At 56.8% G+C, this 22291-nt stretch carries 20 protein-coding genes and 2 pseudogenes; 12 read left to right on the top strand and 10 right to left on the bottom strand.

All coding sequences use genetic code 11. The features are described 5' to 3' along the window. Positions 1-60: 60 nt before the first annotated feature. Both ACOTX7_RS19645 and fdhD read right to left on the bottom strand, forming a co-directional pair. Positions 61-273 (bottom strand): DUF1471 domain-containing protein, encoded by a 213-nt coding sequence (locus ACOTX7_RS19645; protein WP_047354396.1) that lies wholly within the window; start codon positions 271-273, stop codon positions 61-63. Between the two features lie 114 nt (positions 274-387). Next, entirely contained in the window at positions 388-1224 is an 837-nt protein-coding gene (gene fdhD, locus ACOTX7_RS19640; protein ID WP_006808709.1) for a formate dehydrogenase accessory sulfurtransferase FdhD, read from the bottom strand. 371 nt (positions 1225-1595) lie between these two features. Here fdhD and fdnG point away from each other — a divergent pair, with 371 nt between their 5' ends. Genes fdnG through fdhE form a run of 4 tightly spaced genes read left to right on the top strand, consistent with a single transcriptional unit; the run spans position 1596 to position 7119 of the window. Beyond that, positions 1596-4646 (top strand): formate dehydrogenase-N subunit alpha, encoded by a 3051-nt coding sequence (gene fdnG / locus ACOTX7_RS19635; RefSeq protein WP_126546647.1) that lies wholly within the window; start codon positions 1596-1598, stop codon positions 4644-4646. Between the two features lie 12 nt (positions 4647-4658). Next, positions 4659-5561, top strand: a complete 903-nt coding sequence (gene fdxH / locus ACOTX7_RS19630) for a formate dehydrogenase subunit beta (protein ID WP_003861960.1) — start codon at positions 4659-4661, stop codon at positions 5559-5561. After that, on the top strand, positions 5558-6193 hold the full coding sequence (fdoI, locus tag ACOTX7_RS19625) for a formate dehydrogenase cytochrome b556 subunit (protein WP_006808711.1): 636 nt from the start codon (positions 5558-5560) through the stop codon (positions 6191-6193). The genes fdxH and fdoI overlap by 4 nt, the downstream gene beginning before the upstream one ends. Beyond that, a complete protein-coding gene (gene fdhE / locus ACOTX7_RS19620) occupies positions 6190-7119 on the top strand; it encodes a formate dehydrogenase accessory protein FdhE (RefSeq protein ID WP_006808712.1) in 930 nt (309 codons plus the stop codon). The genes fdoI and fdhE overlap by 4 nt, the downstream gene beginning before the upstream one ends. A 39-nt stretch (positions 7120-7158) precedes the next feature. Here fdhE and ACOTX7_RS19615 read toward each other — a convergent pair whose 3' ends face one another. Both ACOTX7_RS19615 and ACOTX7_RS19610 read right to left on the bottom strand, forming a co-directional pair. Then, a complete protein-coding gene (locus ACOTX7_RS19615; RefSeq protein WP_080350615.1) occupies positions 7159-7530 on the bottom strand; it encodes a type II toxin-antitoxin system VapC family toxin in 372 nt (123 codons plus the stop codon). Between the two features lie 2 nt (positions 7531-7532). After that, entirely contained in the window at positions 7533-7775 is a 243-nt protein-coding gene (locus ACOTX7_RS19610; RefSeq protein ID WP_015569912.1) for a ribbon-helix-helix domain-containing protein, read from the bottom strand. A gap of 198 nt (positions 7776-7973) precedes the next feature. Between ACOTX7_RS19610 and ACOTX7_RS19605 the strand changes: the two are divergent. Beyond that, positions 7974-8559 (top strand): annotated as a pseudogene (locus ACOTX7_RS19605) (alpha/beta hydrolase fold domain-containing protein); the annotation flags it as partial. Between the two features lie 21 nt (positions 8560-8580). Here the strand turns inward: ACOTX7_RS19605 and fabY are convergent. The 6 genes from fabY to ACOTX7_RS19575 form a co-directional block, all read right to left on the bottom strand. Next, the gene (fabY, locus tag ACOTX7_RS19600) at positions 8581-9522 is read right to left on the bottom strand and encodes a fatty acid biosynthesis protein FabY (RefSeq protein ID WP_032673470.1); all 942 of its coding nucleotides are present in this window, start codon (positions 9520-9522) and stop codon (positions 8581-8583) included. Between the two features lie 44 nt (positions 9523-9566). Next, the gene (dtd, locus tag ACOTX7_RS19595; RefSeq protein WP_006808716.1) at positions 9567-10004 is read right to left on the bottom strand and encodes a D-aminoacyl-tRNA deacylase; all 438 of its coding nucleotides are present in this window, start codon (positions 10002-10004) and stop codon (positions 9567-9569) included. Next, on the bottom strand, positions 10001-10882 hold the full coding sequence (locus tag ACOTX7_RS19590; RefSeq protein WP_003861949.1) for a virulence factor BrkB family protein: 882 nt from the start codon (positions 10880-10882) through the stop codon (positions 10001-10003). Before ACOTX7_RS19590 ends, dtd begins: the two co-directional genes overlap by 4 nt. Further along, the gene (gene yihX, locus ACOTX7_RS19585) at positions 10876-11475 is read right to left on the bottom strand and encodes a glucose-1-phosphatase (RefSeq protein WP_214592533.1); all 600 of its coding nucleotides are present in this window, start codon (positions 11473-11475) and stop codon (positions 10876-10878) included. Before yihX ends, ACOTX7_RS19590 begins: the two co-directional genes overlap by 7 nt. A 118-nt stretch (positions 11476-11593) precedes the next feature. Then, the gene (locus ACOTX7_RS19580; RefSeq protein ID WP_221256675.1) at positions 11594-12394 is read right to left on the bottom strand and encodes a DeoR/GlpR family DNA-binding transcription regulator; all 801 of its coding nucleotides are present in this window, start codon (positions 12392-12394) and stop codon (positions 11594-11596) included. Between the two features lie 34 nt (positions 12395-12428). Next, positions 12429-13325, bottom strand: coding sequence for a sugar kinase (locus ACOTX7_RS19575; protein ID WP_221813661.1), 897 nt, complete (start codon positions 13323-13325; stop codon positions 12429-12431). Between the two features lie 155 nt (positions 13326-13480). On the opposite strand from ACOTX7_RS19575, the gene yihU reads away from it, so the two are divergent. From yihU to ompL, 7 genes and pseudogenes are all read left to right on the top strand, one after another. Next, positions 13481-14371, top strand: coding sequence for a sulfolactaldehyde 3-reductase (gene yihU, locus ACOTX7_RS19570; RefSeq protein WP_006808719.1), 891 nt, complete (start codon positions 13481-13483; stop codon positions 14369-14371). A gap of 17 nt (positions 14372-14388) precedes the next feature. Beyond that, a complete protein-coding gene (gene yihT, locus ACOTX7_RS19565; RefSeq protein WP_221256677.1) occupies positions 14389-15264 on the top strand; it encodes a sulfofructosephosphate aldolase in 876 nt (291 codons plus the stop codon). A gap of 14 nt (positions 15265-15278) precedes the next feature. Further along, positions 15279-16518: pseudogene (gene yihS / locus ACOTX7_RS19560) on the top strand (sulfoquinovose isomerase). 16 nt (positions 16519-16534) lie between these two features. Further along, positions 16535-18559, top strand: a complete 2025-nt coding sequence (locus tag ACOTX7_RS19555; RefSeq protein WP_221256679.1) for an alpha-glucosidase — start codon at positions 16535-16537, stop codon at positions 18557-18559. Between the two features lie 45 nt (positions 18560-18604). After that, the gene (locus ACOTX7_RS19550; RefSeq protein ID WP_006808723.1) at positions 18605-19987 is read left to right on the top strand and encodes an MFS transporter; all 1383 of its coding nucleotides are present in this window, start codon (positions 18605-18607) and stop codon (positions 19985-19987) included. A 43-nt stretch (positions 19988-20030) separates the two neighbouring features. Next, positions 20031-21455 (top strand): MFS transporter, encoded by a 1425-nt coding sequence (locus ACOTX7_RS19545; protein WP_214592528.1) that lies wholly within the window; start codon positions 20031-20033, stop codon positions 21453-21455. Positions 21456-21529: 74 nt separating this feature from the next. Further along, entirely contained in the window at positions 21530-22216 is a 687-nt protein-coding gene (gene ompL, locus ACOTX7_RS19540) for a porin OmpL (RefSeq protein WP_003861929.1), read from the top strand. Positions 22217-22291: the final 75 nt, after the last annotated feature.

Genomic DNA, 22291 nt, shown 5'->3' with positions numbered 1-22291 from the left:
AGTCGGAAAAGAGTGCAACCTGTCCCTGCTCCGAAGAGCAGGGGACAGTGGCTAACTGACTTATTTGTTCAGTTCAGCGGTCATGTGTACGCGGTTACCGGTGAATGCCTGGGTAATTTTGTAGGATGACGCGCCCGCTTCCTGAGCCTGTGCGGCAATTTTAGCTTCAGCACCATCCAGCGTCGAGGAGGATGCGGTCACTGTCTGCGCAGCGAAAGAACCGAAAGACGTAGCCAGAGCGATTACAGCGACAAAAGTTTTGATGCTTTTCATAATATAAACCCTTTCGTTAAGTTGTTTTGGTAAGGCACCGTGCCTTGATGAGATAAATATTAGTCCTCATCCCGGCCAACTGATAGCGGAAGGATTTGCCATAATCATTCAAAATTACTGATCAACCAATAACCGCTGTGGATGGGTATAAATTGTTGCCCTTCCCGGCTTGCAGAACCCCACCAGCGTCAGGTTGCAGCGCTCCGCCACCTCCACCGCCAGCGTGGTTGCCGCTGACACCGCAAACAAGATCTCCACACCGCACATCGCGGACTTTTGCACCATCTCATAGCTGGCGCGGCTGGAGACTAACGCCGCGCCCTGCTGCCAGACGTTGCTTTCCCGAGCGCGGCGGCCTAACAGCTTGTCCAGCGCGACGTGGCGGCCCACGTCCTCATGCCCTCCGGCAATATCCCCTGACGGCGACACCCACGCCGCCGCGTGCGTGCAGCCGCTGAGCTGGCCGATGGGTTGCACGTCGTTCAGGTGCTCAAGCGCCCGGTCAAGATGCGCCAGGTTAAAGGTCTGGGTGAATGGCAGCGGGATAATCGGTTTGCCGATATCGTTAAGCTGTTCAACGCCGCACACGCCGCAGCCGGTACGTCCGGCCAGCGCCCGGCGGCGCTCTTTCAGCCCCATAAAGCGACGACTCGAGAGTTCAATTTGAACTTCAAGACCGTTACAGGCCTGAACCACGTCCATGCCGTAGATCTCCTGCGGATGCGCAATGATGCCTTCCGAGAGGGAAAAACCCATGGCGAACAGCTCAAGATCTTTTGGCGAGGCCATCATCACCACATGCGAAATCCCGTTGTAAACCAGGGCAACGGGAACTTCTTGCGCCAGAAAATCTGGCGTGGCATGTGAAATGTGAGGCGGTCTGTGTACCGACAGTTCCACAATGCCCGCAGGCAGTGGCGACATGTGGGTAGCACGGTTTTGTTTAGACACGACGGTATTCCTGAACAACCACGGAAGTGAGCCTGCTATTGCAACACAAACGGCAGACCTTACGCATAGTATGGATCAATTTTTCAGCGACCATTCTCCTACTCAATACGGAGGGGTGCAACCGGTCGCCTGCTACACCTCTTTAACATGCGCAGGGAAAAATGTGATTAGTATCACATTTTATAATCAATGCCGTGATAATACGTTCACTTTGTTTTAACGCCGTTGGAACAGGCGTACCGACATTGTGGTATTCTGGGCTTATCCCTCGGAGAAATGAGGGATTAACGCAAATTTTTCTCCTTTGCGGTTAATTCTCAACCGCAAAGTAAAACTACATAGCAATGTCGTAATGAACCAAGGAGTGACCCATGCAGGTCAGCAGAAGGCAGTTCTTTAAGATCTGCGCTGGCGGTATGGCAGGCACCACGGCGGCGGCACTGGGCTTTGCGCCCGGTGTAGCGCTGGCGGAAACACGGCAGTATAAACTGCTGCGCACCCGCGAAACCCGTAACACCTGTACGTACTGCTCCGTCGGCTGTGGGCTGTTAATGTATAGCCTCGGCGACGGTGCGAAAAACGCCAAAGCATCCATTTTCCACATTGAAGGCGATCCGGATCATCCGGTCAACCGTGGTGCGCTGTGTCCGAAAGGGGCCGGTCTGGTAGATTTTATCCACTCCGAAAGCCGCCTGAAGTTTCCTGAGTATCGCGCTCCAGGCTCTGACAAATGGCAGCAAATCAGCTGGGAAGAGGCGTTTGATCGCATCGCTAAGCTGATGAAAGAAGACCGCGATGCCAACTTTATCGCGAAGAATGCCGAAGGCACCACCGTCAACCGCTGGCTCTCCACCGGCATGCTGTGTGCGTCTGCGTCCAGTAACGAAACCGGCTATTTAACCCAGAAATTCACGCGCGCACTCGGTATGCTCGCGGTCGACAACCAGGCGCGTGTCTGACACGGACCAACGGTAGCAAGTCTTGCTCCAACATTTGGTCGCGGTGCGATGACCAACCACTGGGTCGACATCAAAAACGCCAACCTTGTCGTGGTGATGGGTGGTAACGCCGCTGAAGCGCACCCGGTCGGGTTCCGCTGGGCGATGGAAGCCAAAATCCACAACGGTGCGAAACTGATTGTGATCGATCCCCGCTTTACGCGTACGGCGTCAGTGGCGGATTTCTACACCCCTATTCGTTCAGGTACTGACATCACTTTCCTGTCAGGTGTATTGCTGTACCTGATGACTAACGAAAAATACAACCGCGAATACACCGAAGCCTATACCAACGCCAGCCTGATCGTGCGTGAGGACTACAGCTTCGACGATGGTCTGTTCAGCGGTTACGACGCCGAAAAACGCAAGTACGACAAAACCAGCTGGAACTACGAGCTGGACGAAAACGGCTTTGCGAAGCGCGACACCACCCTGCAACACCCGCGCTGCGTGTGGAACCTGCTGAAAGAGCACGTATCCCGCTATACGCCGGACGTTGTGGAAAACATCTGTGGGACGCCGAAGGCAGACTTCCTGAAGGTGTGCGAGCTGATCGCGGAGACCAGCGCGAAGGACAAAACCGCCTCGTTCCTGTATGCCCTCGGCTGGACGCAGCACTCCATCGGCGCGCAAAACATCCGCACCATGGCAATGGTTCAGCTGCTGCTCGGCAACATGGGGATGGCAGGCGGCGGCGTGAACGCCCTGCGTGGCCACTCCAACATTCAGGGTCTGACCGACCTTGGTCTGCTGTCGCAAAGCCTGACGGGTTACATGAACCTGCCAAACGAGAAACAGACCGACCTGCAAACCTACCTCACGGCCAGCACGCCAAAACCGCTGCTCGAAGGTCAGGTGAACTACTGGGGCAACTATCCGAAGTTCTTCGTCTCGCTGATGAAAGCCTTCTACGGCGACAAAGCGACCGCTGATAACAGCTGGGGCTTTGACTGGCTGCCGAAGTGGGACAAAGGTTACGACGTACTCCAGTACTTCGAAATGATGCACCAGGGCCAGGTTAACGGCTATATCTGCCAGGGCTTTAACCCGGTGGCCTCGTTCCCGAACAAGAACAAGGTTGTCGAGTCTCTGTCGAAGCTGAAGTTCCTGGTCACGATTGATCCGCTCAATACCGAAACGTCCACGTTCTGGCAGAACCACGGTGAGTCGAACGATGTCGATCCATCGAAGATTCAGACCGAAGTGTTCCGTCTGCCGTCTACCTGCTTCGCGGAAGAGAACGGGTCTATCGTCAACTCCGGCCGCTGGTTGCAGTGGCACTGGAAAGGCGCGGATGCCCCGGGCATCGCCATGAACGACGGCGAGATCCTGGCCGGTATCTTCTTACGTCTGCGTAAAATGTACGCGGCTGAAGGCGGTGCAACGCCTGAGCCTGTGCTGAACATGACCTGGAACTACTCGACGCCAGAGAATCCGTCGCCGGAAGAAGTGGCGATGGAGAGCAACGGTAAGGCGCTGGCGGACGTTATCGACCCGGCGACCGGTACCGTGCTGGCGAAGAAAGGCGATCAGCTCAGCACCTTCGCGCACCTGCGCGATGACGGTACAACCTCCAGCGGCTGCTGGATCTTTGCCGGTAGCTGGACGCCGAAAGGCAACCAGATGGCCAACCGCGACAACGCCGATCCGTCGGGCCTCGGCAATACGCTGGGCTGGGCATGGGCATGGCCGCTCAACCGCCGCATCCTCTATAACCGCGCATCCGCTGACCCGCAGGGCAACCCGTGGGATCCGAAGCGTCAGCTTCTGAAGTGGGACGGCGCGAAATGGGGCGGCGTGGATATTCCGGACTACAGCACTGCCGCACCAGGCAGCGACGTCGGGCCGTTTATCATGCAGCCTGAAGGGATGGGGCGTCTGTTTGCTATCGATAAGATGGCGGAAGGACCGTTCCCGGAACACTATGAGCCGTTTGAGACGCCGCTGGGCACTAACCCGCTGCACCCGAACGTGGTCTCTAACCCGGCAGCCCGTATCTTCAAGAGCGATTTTGACGCGCTGGGTAAAAAGGACAAGTTCCCGTATGTCGGCACCACTTACCGTCTGACCGAGCACTTCCACTACTGGACCAAGCACGCGCTGCTGAATGCCATCGCGCAGCCGGAACAGTTTGTGGAGATCGGCGAGAAGCTGGCGAACAAACTCGGCATCGCCCATGGCGATACCGTGAAGGTCTCCTCTAACCGCGGCTACATCAAAGCCAAGGCGGTGGTGACCAAGCGTATTCGCACGCTGAACGTTCACGGTCAGCAGGTGGATACCATCGGTATTCCGATTCACTGGGGTTATGAGGGCGTGGCGAAGAAAGGGTTCATTGCGAATACCCTGACGCCGTTCGTCGGTGATGCGAACACGCAAACGCCGGAGTTTAAGGCCTTCCTCGTGAACGTGGAAAAGGTGTAACGGAGACGACTTATGGCTTATCAATCTCAGGACATTATCCGTCGTTCCGCGACTAACGGTTTCACGCCCGCGCCTCAGGCGCGGGACCACCAGCAGGAAGTGGCCAAGCTTATCGACGTGACCACCTGTATCGGCTGTAAAGCCTGTCAGGTGGCCTGTTCAGAGTGGAACGACATCCGTGACGAAGTGGGTCACAACGTCGGGGTGTACGACAACCCGGCGGACCTGACCGCCAAGTCCTGGACGGTGATGCGTTTCTCGGAAGTGGAGCAGAACGACAAACTGGAATGGCTTATCCGCAAAGACGGCTGTATGCACTGTGCGGATCCGGGCTGCCTGAAGGCGTGTCCGTCAGAAGGGGCTATCATTCAGTATGCCAACGGCATCGTCGACTTCCAGTCCGAGCAGTGCATCGGCTGCGGCTACTGCATCGCGGGCTGTCCGTTCGACGTGCCGCGCATGAACCCGGAAGACAACCGCGTCTACAAATGTACGCTGTGCGTTGACCGCGTTAACGTGGGCCAGGAGCCAGCGTGCGTGAAGACCTGCCCAACCGGCGCTATCCACTTTGGCTCCAAAGAGGATATGAAAACGCTGGCGGCAGAGCGCGTGGGCGAGCTGAAAACCCGTGGTTACGACAATGCGGGCCTCTACGATCCGGCCGGGGTGGGCGGTACGCACGTGATGTACGTGCTGCACCACGCCGACAAGCCGAACCTGTATCACGGCCTGCCGGAGAACCCGGAAATCAGCGCCACCGTGAAGTTCTGGAAAGGCATCTGGAAACCGCTGGCAGCGGTCGGTTTTGCTGCCACCTTCGCAGCGAGCATCTTCCACTACGTCGGCGTTGGTCCGAACCGCGCGGAAGAGGAAGACGACAACCTGCATGAAGAGAAAGACGAGGTGCGCAAATGAGAAAACGTGACACCATCGTGCGCTACACCGCGCCGGAACGCATCAACCACTGGGTCACCGCCTTCTGCTTCATGCTGGCGGCGATAAGCGGGCTGGGGTTCTTCTTCCCGTCCTTCAACTGGCTGATGCAGATACTGGGCACGCCGCAGCTGGCGCGCATCCTTCACCCGTTCGTGGGTGTGGTGATGTTTGCCTCGTTTATCATCATGTTTTTCCGCTACTGGCACCATAACCTAATCAATCGGGATGATATCTTTTGGGCGAAGAATATTCGTAAGATCGTCGTCAACGAGGAAGTGGGTGACACCGGGCGTTATAACTTCGGCCAGAAATGCGTATTCTGGGCGGCGATTATCTTCCTGGTCCTGTTGCTGGTGAGCGGCGTGATCATCTGGCGTCCGTACTTTGCGCCTGCTTTCTCAATCCCGGTGATCCGATTCGCGCTGATGCTGCATTCATTTGCCGCAGTGGCGTTAATTGTGGTTATCATGGTGCATATTTACGCCGCCCTCTGGGTGAAAGGCACCATTACCGCGATGGTGGAAGGATGGGTAACCAGTACGTGGGCGAAGAAACATCACCCGCGCTGGTACCGTGAAGTCCGCCAGAAACAGGAAAAGTCATCTGAATGAGTATTCGCATAATCCCGCAAGATGAGCTGGGGTCGAGCGAGAAACGCACGGCGGAGTATATTCCGCCGTTGTTATTCCCCAGACTCAAGAACCTCTACAACCGCCGCGCAGAGCGTCTGCGCGAGCTGGCAGAGAACAACCCGCTGGGCGATTTTCTGCGTTTTGCCGCGCTGGTCGCCCATGCGCAGGAAGTGGTGCTGTACGACCACCCACTGCAAATGGACCTGACCGCACGCATTAAGGAAGCCAGCGAGCAGGGCAAGCCGCCGCTGGATATTCACGTCCTGCCGCGTGACAAGCACTGGCATAAGCTGCTGCATTCCCTGATTGCCGAGCTGAAGCCCGAGATGAGCGGCACGGCGCTGGCGGTCATTGAGAACCTGGAAAAAGCCTCCGATCAGGAGCTGGAAGAGATGGCGAGCGCGCTGTTCGCGTCCGACTTCTCGCTGGTCAGCAGCGATAAAGCGCCGTTCATCTGGGCTGCGCTGTCGCTCTACTGGGCGCAAATGGCGAGCCTGATCCCGGGCAAAGCCCGCGCCGAATACGGCGAAGCGCGCCAGTTCTGCCCGGTGTGTGGTTCAATGCCGGTCTCCAGCATGGTACAGATTGGCACCACGCAGGGGCTGCGCTATCTGCACTGCAACCTGTGTGAAACCGAGTGGCACGTGGTGCGCATCAAGTGCAGCAACTGCGAGCAGACCCGCGATCTGAACTACTGGTCACTGGAAAATGAAGATGCGGCGGTGAAAGCTGAAAGCTGCGGCGACTGCGGGACTTACCTGAAGATTCTGTATCAGGAAAAAGACCCGAAAGTCGAAGCCGTGGCCGACGATCTCGCCTCGCTGATTCTGGACGCCAAAATGGAGCAGGAGGGCTTTGCCCGTAGCTCTATCAACCCGTTCCTGTTCCCGGGTGAAGGGGAGTAATCTCCTGTGACAGTGCCGGGCGGCGCGAGCTTGCCCGGCCTACACCTGGTAAGGCGTAAGGACCTCATCAATACCCGCAAAATCTTTCGTGTTGCGAGAAATCAACGGACATTTTCTGCTCTGCGCTGTGGCCAGGATGATAGCATCAGGCAGTTTCATTCCATGCTTCTCACGTAGTAAAACGCTTCTTTCCGCGATATCCCGAGACACATCAATAATTTCAAAAGCGCCCATAACGGCTGCCGTTTTCGCTTCATGACCATGCCTGCGAGCGCCCACCATCACTTCCATCCAGGTAATTAAGCTGATGGCACGATGCGACGCGGTATGCTCAATCGCATCCGCAGCTTCAACACGGTTGTTGAAGAGATCAATGAGAATATTGGTATCAAACACTGCCATGTGCTTCATGATTACCACTCCTCACGCAGCTTGCGTTCATACTCAAGCCCGTCCTCTTTTCTGTCTCCCCACAGACCAAGCGCATTTCGGATAACAGAAGAACTCTGCTGGTCGAGATACAGCTCTATCGCTTCACGAAGCAGTTCAGCACGTGGCTGATTTCGCAATTGCTTGAGATTATCCAAACGTTGAATCACGTCATCAGACAAATCGATAAGTATTCTGCCCATATCAAGTTCCGCCAAAACGCTCATATATCACCTTAGTATATCATCTTTGATTAATTTTCAGGCAAAATACTCTTTATCAATTTAGGGTGAAAGGACGTTTTTTAGGGAATGATCGATTTTGCGAGCTGCTTTCCACAATATGCACCTCTCAACATTTCTCTGTTTTCATCTGCTGTAAACCAGGCTATAAACTGTATAAAAACACAGTAAAAGGACGTAATCATGTCTCTGGAAAAGGGTATTGATAAGCTGGTACAGGAGTTTATTGCCGCAGGACGACCTTCCTCGCGAAAGCAGAGTATTGATGACCGGAGAAGCGGGTATGTCGCCAGCACAGCGCTGGCCGGGGAAACAGAAACGCGAGTCCAGGTTGAAACGCTTGTTCTTGAGGATATGACCTTTCGGGTCTTTTCGCCTTTCAATGCCCCTGAAATGTTACCTTCTGCCCTCTACTATCATGCGGTTGTTTTGTCAGCGGTGGGTTTGAAACCCATGATAATCAGCTTCGCTAACTGGCGTTTTACGGTAACTGTCGGGTCATTGCGGTTCAGTACAAACTCGCACCCGAGCATACGTTCCCCGCTGCGCATGACGATGCAGAGAGAGCGGCAGATCTTGTCTGGCAAAATGCAGAACAGCTGGAGCCGACCGTCAGCATCCTGAAGTCAGCCCACTGTGGCGCAACGACTTTAGCGGTCTGCCGAAGGTCCATATTGTTACCGCTGAGTATGATCCGTTACGCGACGAAGTCGAGGCGCTTTATCAGCGCCTCACGGAGCAAGGCGTGAAGTGTACCGCTAAACGATGGCGGGCGAGAGTGAAAAGGCGACTACTCCTCCTCATTCCCCCCTTCTTCATACGCACCATACGGCTTCGCAGGAAGAACGATGTAAGTTCCTTCAAACACCGCGCCCGGCGTTTCATCGCCGAACAGCTCAACCTGCATCTGCACACGCGCTTTGCGGCCACGCGCCAGACGATCAAGGTCACCGCCCAGTGCACCCAGGTCCGCCACCGCGCTCGGCTTGCCGCTGATCGGCGCGCTGTAGCGGATATGGGCATCGGCCAGAATAATGGTGCCGCCGAGATGACGCTCGCGCAGCATCAGCCAGATCAGTCCCCAGCCGGTGAGCGTGGCGAGGGAAAACAGGCTGCCGGCAAACAGGGTATGGTGCGGGTTCTGGTTGCCGGTTTCCGGCATGGTGGTAATGAATTTTTGACCGGTGTACTGCTGAATACGCACGCCCATTTTTTCACTGAGCGGAATGTGCTGATACCACGCCTGCTGGAGCTGCCCGCACCAGTCGGCGCGATGGAGAATATCGTCCAGGGTGGCGATGGGTTTGATCATCAAAAAGTGACGAATCGGCGTGGTTTGCGGGGCGGTGATTTCCCCCTGATTCACGAAACCGAGCTTGGAAAAGAACTCAACGGCATCTTCGCGGGCGCTACAGGTGACGCGCTTGACCCCTTCCTGACGGGCGACGGATTCCAGCGTCATTGCCATCAGCGTTCCGAGGCCTTTGTCCTGTACCGAGGGGTGAACGGCCATAAAGCGGATTGAAGCTTCGTTGTCGGCATTGATATACAGGCGTCCCACGGCAACGAGGTTGCCCTCTTCATCAACCACCATCTGGTGGTGCGCCATCGCATCCCAGGCGTCGCGTTCAGACCCTTTCGGTTGATGCAGTGGCTTGCGCAGCATTTCCCAGCGGAAATGGTAATAAGCGTCTAATTCTTCTTCCGTTTGCGGTACTCGAAGGTGATACATAGCTGTACTCTCTCTTGTTACCCGCGGCCACGCCGCCAGTTGGCTCATACCTGGAGCCAGAATGTGACGGGGCCATCGTTCACCAGCGATACCTGCATATCCGCAGCGAATCGTCCGGTTTGTGTGTTCATGTCCTGCTGGCGACAGCGCTCAACAAAGTACTCGTAAAGGGCTTCAGCACGATCCGGTGCCGCGCCTTTTGAAAAACTCGGCCGCATGCCGCGTTCGGTATCGGCGGCCAGCGTAAACTGGGAGACCACCAGCACGCTGCCGCCCGCCTGCTGAACGTTGAGGTTCATCTTGCCTTCCGCATCACTGAAAATGCGGTAGCCCAGTACGCGCTCACACAAGCGATTGGCTTTTTGTTCGTCGTCATCCTTTTCGACACCTAATAGCACCAAAAGTCCTGGGCCAATTTCACCCGTCACCTCTCCCTCCACGGTGACGCTGGCACGGGTTACGCGCTGAATCAATGCAATCATGGTTGGTCTGCTTCTTGTTGTTTTTCAGCTTCTGCTGCTTTTTTGAGTTCCCGGTAGACCCCGAGAGTGACAGTTATTTCGGCGCCAAGCAAGACGATACACCACGTCCAGTAGACCCAGACAAACAAAATGGGGATCACCGCCAGCACGCCGTAAATCAGCTGATAAGAGGGAAACATGGTGATATAAAGCGCGAATCCTTTCTTGCCCAGCTCAAAGAGCAACGCCGCGACCAGCGCACCCACCACGGCATCCCGGTTGGGTACGCGCGTGGTTGGTACCACGCTATAGAGCAGCCAGAACGAAAGCCACGATAAAATCAGCGGGAAGATACGCAGCACGTTATCGATCACGCTGTTTAAGTCGGTCGCCCAGCGCAGCGAAAGAAGGTAGGAACTGATCGCCAGGCTTGCCCCCGCCAGCAATGGGCCAAGGGTTAAAATCATCCAGTAGACGGCAAAGGAGTAAACCTTTGGCCGGACTTTTTTGCTCCGCCAGATAGTGTTGAGCGCACTGTCGATGGAGTACATCAGCAGCAGCGCGGTAACAATAAGTCCGCACGCCCCCACCGCCGTCATCTTGCTGGAGTTGGCGACAAACTGCTCAATGTAGTTCTGGATCACATCGCCGGTGGCAGGAATAAAGTTCGCGAAAACAAAATGGCGAAGCTGCATGCTCACATCGGCAAACATCGGAAACGCCGAAAAAAGCGCAAAAATCACCGCCACCAGCGGAACCAGCGAGAGCAACGACACGTAAGCGAGATTGCCCGCCAGCGTGGTCATGTTGTCCTCATCAATACGGTGCCAGAGGAGTTTCAGCCACGCCCTGAGCGGGCGCGTGTGGTGATTGGCTTTTTGATGAACGGTTTTTAGCATAACTGCTTCGCGAAGTAGTTCGGTATCGTCTCTTTTCCGGTCACCAGAATGGAAGTGATGCCCAACTGGTTAGCTCCCTCTATATTATCGGCGTTATCGTCAAAAAAGACCGCATCCGCCGCCGTGAATCCTTCTTCCTGCAATACCGCCTGATAGATGCGCGCCTCAGGTTTACGCATCCCCATCTCCTGGGAGAGATACACTTTATCTGCCGCCGCGTGGATTTCCGGGTATTCATCCGGCCAGAAGGTGGTATGCAGGCGGTTCGTATTTGACAGCACGACGACGCGATGCCCCTGCGCGCGCAACTTGTGCATGATGTCGATCACTTCCGGGCGGATCGCGACAAATATCGCCTGCCAGCCGTGGGAAAATTGCTCGTAGCTTAACGAGAGGCCCATTTCCTGACAGAAACGCTCTGCGAACGCTTCGTCGCTGATCTCACCGCGCTCGTGCAAATGGAAAGTCTCGCCCATCGCGAAATTCTGCTTTAACGTCGCCAGCGGAACACGGCTAAAATCGCTCCATGCGCCCAGCACCCGGTTAAAATCGATATCGACGATTACATTTCCTAAGTCAAAGATATAAAGCATGTTTATCTCCTTTCGCCGTGGAAAAGTAACTGTAGCGGGAAAGAGAAACTTTAGCTATGCGTCAGATTCAGCTTACAGAAAGGAAAGGCCCGTATTGCAATATCGGGCCATAAGACGATCAGCCAGCCTGCTGCTCTTCTCCGGAATTGACTTCGACAACCTCAACCTTGCTGGATTTGAGGTGATTTTGCAGCGCCGAGCCGGGCAGCTCATCGGTGAACAGCGCTGTTGCCTGCGCCACGTTGCCAATTTCAACCGCCGCGGAGGCGTGGTATTTCGTATGATCGGCTGCCAGTAAAATATGGCGGGAGTGGGCCATCATGGTTTTCACCACGCTGGCTTCGTTAAAATCAAATTCCATCATCGCGCCGTCGTGTTCAATCGCCCCGACGCTGGTCACGAGGTAGTCCGCCCGGAAGCCAGACACAAACGCCGTCGCCGCCGGGCCGATAATGCCGCCGTTGTGCGGGCGCAGCGTGCCGCCCGGCACCATCACTTCAAAGCGCGGATTCTTATACAGAATATGCGCCACCCGCAGGCTGTTGGTGATGATGCGCAGATGATTATGGTTGAGCAGCGCCCGCGCGACGTGCTCCACGGTCGTCCCGATGGTGATGAAAATAGTCGAGCCGTCGGGAATATAGTCCGCAATCGCTTCGGCAATCGCCCGTTTCTCTTCGGTCAGCGAGACTTCGCGCTGCTCGAACGCCGTATTGACCACGCTGGATGCCCTGCCCGCACCGCCGTGATGACGCGTGATCAGCCCCTGCTCGCTGAGCTTGCGGATATCCCGGCGCACGGTTTGCGTCGACACATCCAGCAGTTGCGCCAGTTCATCAATGTTCATATAGCCGCGATCGGCAATCAGCGTCAGCAGCTGATCGTGACGCGGGTTGCCGGTCAGTTCGGTAAGGCTCATGGGCTGTCCTCTGAAAACCATCACGCCCCGCATTTTATACAAAAAGTGACAAAAAAGAGCGGGTTTGATCACAGTCGGGTATACCCGCGCGCCCGCCGGGCTTTGTACATTTCAGCGCTGCGACGGCGCTGGCAAAACGCACCGCGTCGGCGGCGGGCAATTGCTGACCCAGGCTGACCGCCAGCGCACCGTGGAATACGTCGCCCGCCCCGGTGGTATCCACCACGTCCACGTCAAAGCCGGGTTGATGGCGCAATGCACCTTTCTCCAGCCAGAAACAGCCGTCTCGCCCCTGAGTGACATACACATGTCCATTTGTGAGCGTTTGTGCTTTCTTCAGCGCATCTTCGGTTTCATCCCGCTGCGTTAAACGCCGCAGCCCCGGCGCGGAGAAGGCCGCGTGGTCGCTTAAGGCGATCAGCTCCGCGATGTCCTGCGGGGTGACATCCGCATCCAGTAAGGTCGGTACGCCCTGCTGACGGGCGAGGGTAAATGCCTGTTTTGCGCCGTCATGCCAGCGCACGTCGGCTAACACGATATCCCACTGAGAGAAGTCGATGTCATGCAGCCAGTCCGCCGCCAACGGCAGATCGGGGCTGGGGTAGTTGGCTATCACTCGCTCACCGCCTGCGTCCACCAGCACCGCCGATTGCGAAGAGCGGGAACCTTTAAAGACGCGCGTGTAGCGGGTATTCACCCCCAGGGATTCCAGCTCCGCGAGCAGCCGTCTGCCGGTATCGTCGTCCCCCACCCGGCCAATAAAATCCACTTCCGCGCCCAGTTTCGCGGCTGCCACCGCCGCCGTTGCCGCCGGGCCACCGCCCACTTCCGTATAGTCTTTTGCGACATATTTCCCACCTTCTTTCGGTAAATCATCGAGATACCAGATGCGATCCAGCACGGTAATGCCGACACAAACGATGCGAGTCATGGTGACTCCTTCTGCGATTTCTGATGCCTTCATTTTAATTTCACCAAATGTTTAAAAAGTGACCCGTGTCAATTTTTTGACTATAAATTACAAATACGATCAAAAACAGACACCACAAACGCGCAAAAATTGACACGATGTGACAGGAGAGAGGCATGTCAGCAATCGCATTTATCGGCTTAGGACAGATGGGCGCGCCAATGGCGAAGAATCTGTTGAAACAGGGCCATCAGCTTAACGTTTTTGATGTGAACCCGCAGGCGGTTCAGGCGCTGGTAGAGAGCGGCGCCCGGGCGGCGGCTACGCCAGCGCAGGCAGCAACGGATGCCGAATTCGTGATCACCATGCTGCCAAACGGCGACCTGGTGCGCAGCGTGCTGTTCGGCGAGCACGGCGTGTGCGAAGGGTTATCCCGCGACGCGCTGGTGATTGATATGTCCACCATTCACCCGCTGCAAACCGACGCGCTGATCCGCGACATGGCTGAGCGTGGCTTCAGCCTGATGGACGTGCCCGTCGGACGCACCTCTGACCATGCCATCGCCGGTACGCTGCTCCTGCTGGCAGGCGGTACGGCACCGCAGGTTGAGCGCGCCACCCCTGTATTAATGGCGATGGGCAATGAACTGATTAACGCTGGCGGGCCGGGGATGGGCATCCGCGTGAAGCTTATCAATAACTACATGAGCATCGCCCTGAACGCGCTATCCGCCGAGGCGGCGGTGCTGTGTGAAGCACTCGGCCTCTCCTTCGATGTCGCGCTTAAGGTCATGAGCGGTACGCCAGCGGGTAAAGGCCATTTCACCACCTCATGGCCGAACAAGGTACTGAAAGGGGATCTTTCTCCCGCCTTCATGATCGACCTTGCGCATAAAGATCTGGGGATCGCCCTCGACGTGGCCAACCAGCTCCACGTTCCGATGCCGCTGGGCGCGGCGTCCCGCGAAGTTTACAACCAGGCACGCGCCGCCGGGCGCGGGCGCGAAGACTGGACGGCCATTCTTGAACAGGTTCGCGCATCTGCCGGGCTGAAAAAATCACACTGATACGAAAGGACTGAGGAATGACGATGTACACCCTGAAAGATATCACCCGACCTTCCGGCGGTTTTGCGATGCTGGCTGTGGATCAGCGTGAAGCAATGCGCCTGATGTTTGCTGCCGCAGGCGCGCCGGTGCCGGTAACCGACCAGCACCTGACGGATTTTAAGGTTAACGCGGCAAAAATTCTGTCGCCGTACGCCTCGGCGATCCTCGTCGACCAGCAGTTCTGCTATCGCCAGATTGTCGAGCAGCAGGCCGTAGCCAAAAGCTGCGCGATGATTGTGGCCGCCGACGAGTTTATCCCGGGGAACGGCATTCCGGTCGACAGCGTGGCAATCGACAAGAACATTGACGCGCAGGCGGTCAAACGCGATGGCGGCAAGGCGCTGAAGCTGCTGGTGCTGTGGCGCAGCGATGAAGATCCGCAGCAGCGGCTTGAGATGGTGAAGGCGTTCAACACCCTGTGCCACGACAACGGACTGCTGAGCATTATCGAACCGGTGGTGCGTCCGCCGCGTCGCGGCGCCGCATTTGACCGCGAACAGGCGATTATCGACGCGGCCAAAGAGCTGGGCGACAGCGGTGCTGACCTCTACAAAGTGGAGATGCCGCTGTTTGGTAAGGACACGCAGCAGGAACTGCTGGCGGCCTCGCAGAAGCTGAACGAGAACATCGCCATGCCGTGGGTGATCCTCTCCTCCGGCGTGGACGATAAGTTATTCCCGCGTGCCGTAAGCGTGGCGATGCAGGCGGGGGCGTCGGGCTTTTTAGCCGGTCGCGCCGTCTGGTCATCGGTGATTGGCCTGCCGGATACCGAACTGATGCTACGCGATATTTCTGTACCCAAACTTCAGCGTCTGGGTGAGATCGTCGACGAAATGATGGCTCGCCGTTAAGAAAGGACCCGAACATGAAATGGTTTAACACCCTGAGCCACAACCGCTGGCTCGAACAAGAGACTGACCGCATTCTTGATTTCGGCAAAAACGCCGCTGTCCCGACCGGCTTTGGCTGGCTGGGCAATAACGGGCAGGTGCGCAGCGATATGGGTACCCATCTGTGGATCACTGCCCGCATGCTGCACGTCTACGCGGTGGCGGCGAACATGGGACGTCCCAGCGCGTATGCCCTGGTTGAGCACGGCATCAATGCCCTGAACGGACCATTGCGACAAACAGCACGGCGGCTGGTACGCCTGCGTAAACGATGAAGGCGTGGTGGATGCGTCCAAGCAGGGCTATCAGCATTTCTTCGTGCTGCTGGGCGCGGCGAGCGCCGTCACCACCGGCCACCCCGAGGCGCGCAAGCTGCTGGACGACGCCATCGAAGTGATTGAGCGCTACTTCTGGAGCGAACATGAGCAGATGTGCCTGGAGTCCTGGGATGAAGCCTTCAGCAAAACGGAAGATTACCGCGGCGGTAACGCCAACATGCACGCCGTGGAAGCTTTCCTGATCGTGTATGACGTGACCCACGACCGGAAATGGCTCGACCGCGCCCTGCGCATCGCCTCGGTGATTATTCACGACGTGGCGCGCAAAGGGGAGTACCGCGTTAACGAGCATTTCGACACCAGCTGGAACCCGATCCGCGATTACAACATCGATAATCCTGCTCACCGTTTCCGCGCCTACGGCGGTACGCCGGGGCACTGGATCGAGTGGGGCCGCCTGATGCTGCACCTGCGCGCCGCGCTGGAAGCCCGCTTTGAAACCCCGCCGGAGTGGCTGCTGGAAGATGCGAAAGGCCTGTTCCACGCCACCATCCGCGACGCCTGGGCACCTGACGGGGCCGATGGTTTTGTCTACTCCGTAGGCTGGGACGGCAAGCCTATCGTGCGCGAACGCGTGCGCTGGCCAATCGTCGAGGCGATGGGTACGGCTTATGCGCTTTATACCGTAACCGGCGAGGCCCAGTACGAAGCCTGGTATCAGAAATGGTGGGATTACTGCATCAAGTACCTGATGGACTACGAAAACGGTTCATGGTGGCAGGAGCTGGACACCAATAACGAAGTGACCACCAAAGTCTGGGACGGCAAGCAGGATATTTACCACCTGCTGCACTGCCTGGTGATCCCCCGCCTGCCGCTGGCGCCGGGCTTAGCGCCTGCCGTAGCCGCCGGATTACTGGATAGCCTGGCCAAATAATAAAGACGGAGTTTTTATGCGTACCCTACACAATATAAATCTGAAAAATAATGAAAATGGTTTCACCCTCAGCTGGGAAAACCGCCTGATTTTATCCCACTCCGCGGATGCCCCCTGCCTGTGGATCGGCGCTGGTGAGGCGGATATCGAGATGTTTCGCGGCAACTTCAGCATCAAAGACAAGCTCAACGAAAAAATTGCTCTGACGGACGCGACCGTCACGCAGCAAAGCGCGGGCTGGGCGATCCGCTTTACCCGCGGCGATGCGGTGAGCGCAACGCTGCTGGTGGGCGTGGATGGTGAAGGCCGCCTTGAGCTGAAGCTGAAAAATGACGCCACCAGCCATAACCGCATCTGGCTGCGGCTGGCGGCTCAGCCTGACGATCATATTTACGGCTGCGGCGAGCAGTTCTCGTACTTCGATCTGCGCGGCAAGCCGTTCCCGCTGTGGACCAGCGAGCAGGGCGTGGGCCGCAATAAGCAGACCTACGTGACCTGGCAGGCCGACTGCAAAGAGAACGCAGGCGGCGATTACTACTGGACCTTTTTCCCGCAGCCTACCTTTGTGAGCACCCAGAAGTACTACTGCCACGTGGACAACAGCTGCTACATGAACTTCGACTTCAGCGCGCCGGACTTCCACGAGCTGGCGTTCTGGGAAGATAACGCCACGCTGCGCTTCGAATGTGCGGAAACCTACGTCGATCTGCTGGAAAAACTCACCGGCCTGCTGGGGCGTCAGCCTGAACTGCCGGACTGGGTTTACGACGGCGTGACGCTGGGTATTCAGGGCGGCACCGACGTGTGTCAGCAGAAGCTCGACGCTATGCGTCAGGGCGGCGTGAAGGTGAACGGCATCTGGGCGCAGGACTGGTCCGGTATCCGCATGACCTCCTTCGGCAAACGCGTGATGTGGAACTGGAAATGGAACAGCGAACTGTATCCGCAGCTTGACGAGCGGATCGGGCAGTGGAAGCAGGAGGGCGTGCAGTTCCTCTCTTACATCAACCCGTACGTCGCCAGCGATAAAGATCTCTGCGAAGAGGCATCGAAGCGCGGCTATCTGACCAAAAATGCCGACGGCGAGGACTACCACGTTGAGTTCGGTGAGTTTTACGCGGGCGTTATCGACCTGACCAACCCGAAAGCCTACGGCTGGTACAAAGAGGTCATTAAAAAGAACCTGATCGAACTGGGCTGCGGTGGCTGGATGGCCGATTTCGGAGAATATCTGCCGACCGATACTTTCCTGCATAACGGCGTGAGCGCGGAGATCATGCATAACGCCTGGCCTGCCCTGTGGGCGAAGTGTAACTACGAAGCGCTGGAAGAGACCGGCAAGCTCGGGGAGATCCTGTTCTTCATGCGCGCGGGCTACACCGGCAGCCAGAAGCACTCGGTGATGATGTGGGCGGGGGATCAGAACGTTGACTGGAGCCTGGACGACGGTCTGGCGTCCGTAGTGCCCGCAGCGCTGTCGCTGGCGATGACCGGGCACGGCCTGCACCACAGCGACATCGGCGGCTATACCACCCTCTTCGAGATGAAGCGCAGCAAAGAGCTGCTCCTGCGCTGGTGCGATTTCAGCGCCTTTACGCCGATGATGCGCACCCACGAGGGCAACCGTCCTGGCGACAACTGGCAGTTCGACGGCGACGCGGAAACCATCGCGCACTTCGCGCGCATGACCACCGTCTTCACCACCCTGAAGCCGTATATCAAAGCCGCCGTCGCGCAGAACGCGAAAAGCGGCCTGCCGGTGATGCGCCCGCTGTTCCTGCACTACGAAGACGATGCGCGCGCATACACGCTGAAATATCAGTATCTGTTTGGCCGCGATCTGCTGGTGGCGCCGGTTCATGAAGAGGGACGCCGCGACTGGACGCTCTATCTGCCACAGGACAGCTGGGTCAATGCGTGGACGGGGGAAATCTGCCAGGGCGGTGACGTGACCGTTGATGCCCCGATCGGCAAGCCGCCGGTGTTCTATCGCCAGCACAGCGAATGGGCAGATCTGTTTAGCACCTTACGTCATATCTGATAAGGCTCGCCCGCAGGGAAACCTGCGGGCAGACGGAGAACAATAATGAGTCAACATACTTCTGATCCGGCAACCCTGCGCCTGCCGTTTAAAGAAAAACTCGCCTACGGGATGGGCGACCTCGGCTCTAACATCCTGCTGGATATCGGCACGCTGTACCTGCTGAAGTTCTACACCGACGTGCTGGGGCTGCCAGGCACTTATGGCGGGATCATCTTCCTGATTGCGAAGTTCTTTACCGCCTTCACCGACATGGGCACCGGGATCATGCTCGACTCCCGGCGCAAAATCGGCCCGAAAGGGAAATTCCGCCCGTTCGTGCTGTATGCGGCGTTTCCGGTGACCTTACTGGCGATTGCAAACTTCGTCGGCACACCGTTTGAGATAACCGGTAAAACGGTAATGGCGACGGTGCTGTTCATGCTGTACGGTCTGTTCTTCAGCATGATGAACTGCTCCTACGGCGCGATGGTGCCCGCTATTACCAAAAACCCGGACGAGCGCGCGTCGCTGGCCGCCTGGCGTCAGGGCGGCGCCACGCTGGGCCTGCTGCTCTGTACCGTGGGCTTTGTTCCGGTGATGAATCTCATTGAGGGCAATGACCAGCTTGGCTACATCTTTGCCGCCACCCTCTTCTCGCTGTTCGGCCTGTTCTTTATGTGGTGGTGCTATAAGGGCGTGACCGAGCGTTACGTCGAGACGCAGCCCGCTAACCCGGCGCAGAAACCGGGGCTGTTGCAGTCGTTTCGCGCCATCGCCGGGAACCGTCCGCTGTTTATCCTGTGCATCGCGAACCTGTGCACGCTGGGTGCCTTTAACGTCAAACTCGCCATCCAGGTTTATTACACGCAATACGTGCTGAACGACCCGATCCTGCTGTCCTACATGGGCTTCTTCAGCATGGGCTGTATTTTTATCGGCGTCTTTATGATGCCCGGCGCGGTGCGACGCTTCGGCAAGAAAAAGGTCTACATCAGCGGGCTGACGATTTGGGTGGCGGGCGATCTGCTCAACTACTTCTTCGGCGGCGGCTCGGTGAGCTTTGTGGCGTTCTCCTGCCTGGCGTTCTTCGGCTCCGCGTTCGTGAACAGCCTGAACTGGGCGCTGGTCTCCGATACCGTGGAGTACGGCGAGTGGCGCACCGGCGTGCGCTCCGAGGGAACGGTTTATACCGGCTTTACCTTCTTCCGTAAGGTATCCCAGGCGCTGGCGGGCTTCTTCCCGGGGATCATGCTCACGCAGATCGGCTATGTGCCCAATGTGGTGCAATCCGCTGGCACGGTTGAAGGGCTGCGGCAGCTGATATTTATCTACCCGAGCCTGCTGGCAGTCATCACCATCGTGGCGATGGGCTGCTTCTACAACCTCAACGAGAAGATGTATGTGCGCATCGTGGAAGAAATTGAACTGCGCAAACGTACGGCATAAATGACGAGATAGAGCGCCCTGCGGGGCGCTCTGAGGATCGACCATGACACATAACAGTGATCCGTTAACCCTGAAACTGAGCCTGCGTGAGAAGTGCGCCTACGGGATGGGCGATTTTGGCTCGAATCTGATGCTGTGTATTGGCACCCTGTATCTGCTGAAGTTTTACACCGATGAACTGGGCATGCCAGCGTTCTATGGCGGCATTATTTTCCTGGTGGCGAAGTTTTTTACCGCGTTTACCGACATGCTGACCGGCGTGCTGCTGGACTCCCGGCGTAATATCGGTGCCCGGGGAAAATTCCGGCCATTCATTCTGTATGCCTCCGTGCCGGTGGCGCTGGTCGCGACGGCGCAGTTTATGGCCAACGACTTTAGCCTGACGGTGAAAACGGCTCTCGCCACCGTGCTCTTCATGATGTTTGGCCTCTGCTATAGCCTGATGAACTGCGCCTACGGTGCGATGGTTCCCGCCATCACCAAAAACCCGAACGAGCGCGCGCAGCTTGCGGCGTGGCGTCAGGGTGGCGCAACGGTAGGGCTGTTGCTCTGCACCGTCGGCTTTATGCCGATTCAGGCGCTGTTCGTCAGCCAGCCCTCACTCGGCTATCTGGTGGCCGCGCTGGTGTTCGTCACCGGTGGCTTGTTCTGCATGTGGTGGTGCTACAGCGGGGTGAAAGAGCGCTACGTCGAGCTTACGCCCGATCACCATAAGCCCGGCATTCTGAAATCATTCTGCGCGATTTTCCGCAATCCGCCGCTGCTGGTGCTGTGCATCGCCAACCTGTGTACCCTCGCCGCGTTTAACATCAAGCTGGCGATTCAGGTCTATTACACCCAGTACGTGCTGAACGATCTGCATCTGCTGTCGTGGATGGGCTTTTTCAGCATGGGCTGCATTCTGATTGGCGTGTTTCTGGTGCCTGGCGCGGTGAAGCGCTTTGGCAAGAAGCCGGTCTATCTGGGCGGGCTGACGCTGTGGGCGGTGGGCGACGTGCTGAACTTCTTCTGGGGGACCAGTTCCCTGCTGTTCGTGCTCTTTTCCTGCATGGCCTTTTTCGGCACGGCGTTTGTGAACAGCCTGAACTGGGCGCTGGTGCCGGATACCGTCGATTACGGCGAGTGGAAAACCGGCATCCGCGCCGAAGGGTCGGTGTATACCGGGTATACCTTCTCACGCAAAATTTCCGCGGCGCTGGCCGGTTTTCTGCCCGGCATCATGCTGACCCAGATTGGCTACGTTCCTCATGCGGTGCAGAGCGCGGGCACGCTGCTTGGGTTGCGTCAGCTGATTTTCCTCTGGCCGTGCGGCCTGGCGATCGTGGCCGCCGTGACCATGGGGCTGTTTTATAAACTCAACGAAGCGCGCTTCGCCTTTATTATTGAGGAGATTGCAAAACGGAAAAAACAGACCGCGAATACCCCTGAGATAACCACCAACAATAAAGCGTCAGCAGTCACTTTATAACAATAAATCCGGCCACTATGTCCTTCCTGTTTATCAGGAGGGAGGCCTTTCTGTACCTGATACATGGACAAATTATGAAAAGAATCATCACCGTACTGATCGTGTCGTCTGTGTCCTGCCCGGTATTTGCCGGGGCGTATGTCGAAACGCGTGAAGCCTACAATACGGCCTCTGAGCTGCACGAGGTGATCCTGCGTGCGGGCTATAACTTCGATATGGGCGCGGGACTGATGTTCACCAACGCTTATAACGTGGGTAAATGGGACGAACTTAAGCACAGCTATAACGAAATCGAGGGGTGGTATCCGCTCTTCAAACCGACCGACAAACTGACCTTCCAGCCCGGCGGGTTAATTAACGACAGCAGCGCAGGATCAGGTGGTGCGGTTTATTTAGATACCAATTACAAATTTACGGACTGGTTTAATCTGACGTTCCGCTATCGCTATAACCATAACAATTACGATACGCCGGACTATAACGGGCAGATGGATAAGAACGACACGCATGAGTTTGCTAACTACTGGAATTTCAAAGTGACGGATGCGTTTTTTTACACCTTCGAGCCGCACTTTTTCCAGCGGGTGAATGATTACCACAGCAAAAATGGCAAAGACCATCACTGGGAAATTACCAATAAATTCAGCTATAAGATCGACAGAAACTGGCTGCCGTATCTCGAACTCCAGTGGCTGGACCGATGGAATGATTACAACCGCGAGCAGTACCGGATCCGTTTAGGGTTGCGGTATTCGTTCTAATAAAAAAGCCGCTGATCGCTCAGCGGCTTTTTCGTTGCCGGGTGGCGCATGCGCTTACCCGGCCTATGGCATAAC

The organism is Enterobacter cloacae complex sp. IR5418 (genome assembly GCF_049238105.1).
GTDB classification, from domain to species: Bacteria; Pseudomonadota; Gammaproteobacteria; order Enterobacterales; family Enterobacteriaceae; genus Enterobacter; species Enterobacter hormaechei.
The sequence above is the reverse complement of the archived record's forward strand: the minus strand, read 5'-3'. Positions and strand labels throughout refer to the sequence as shown.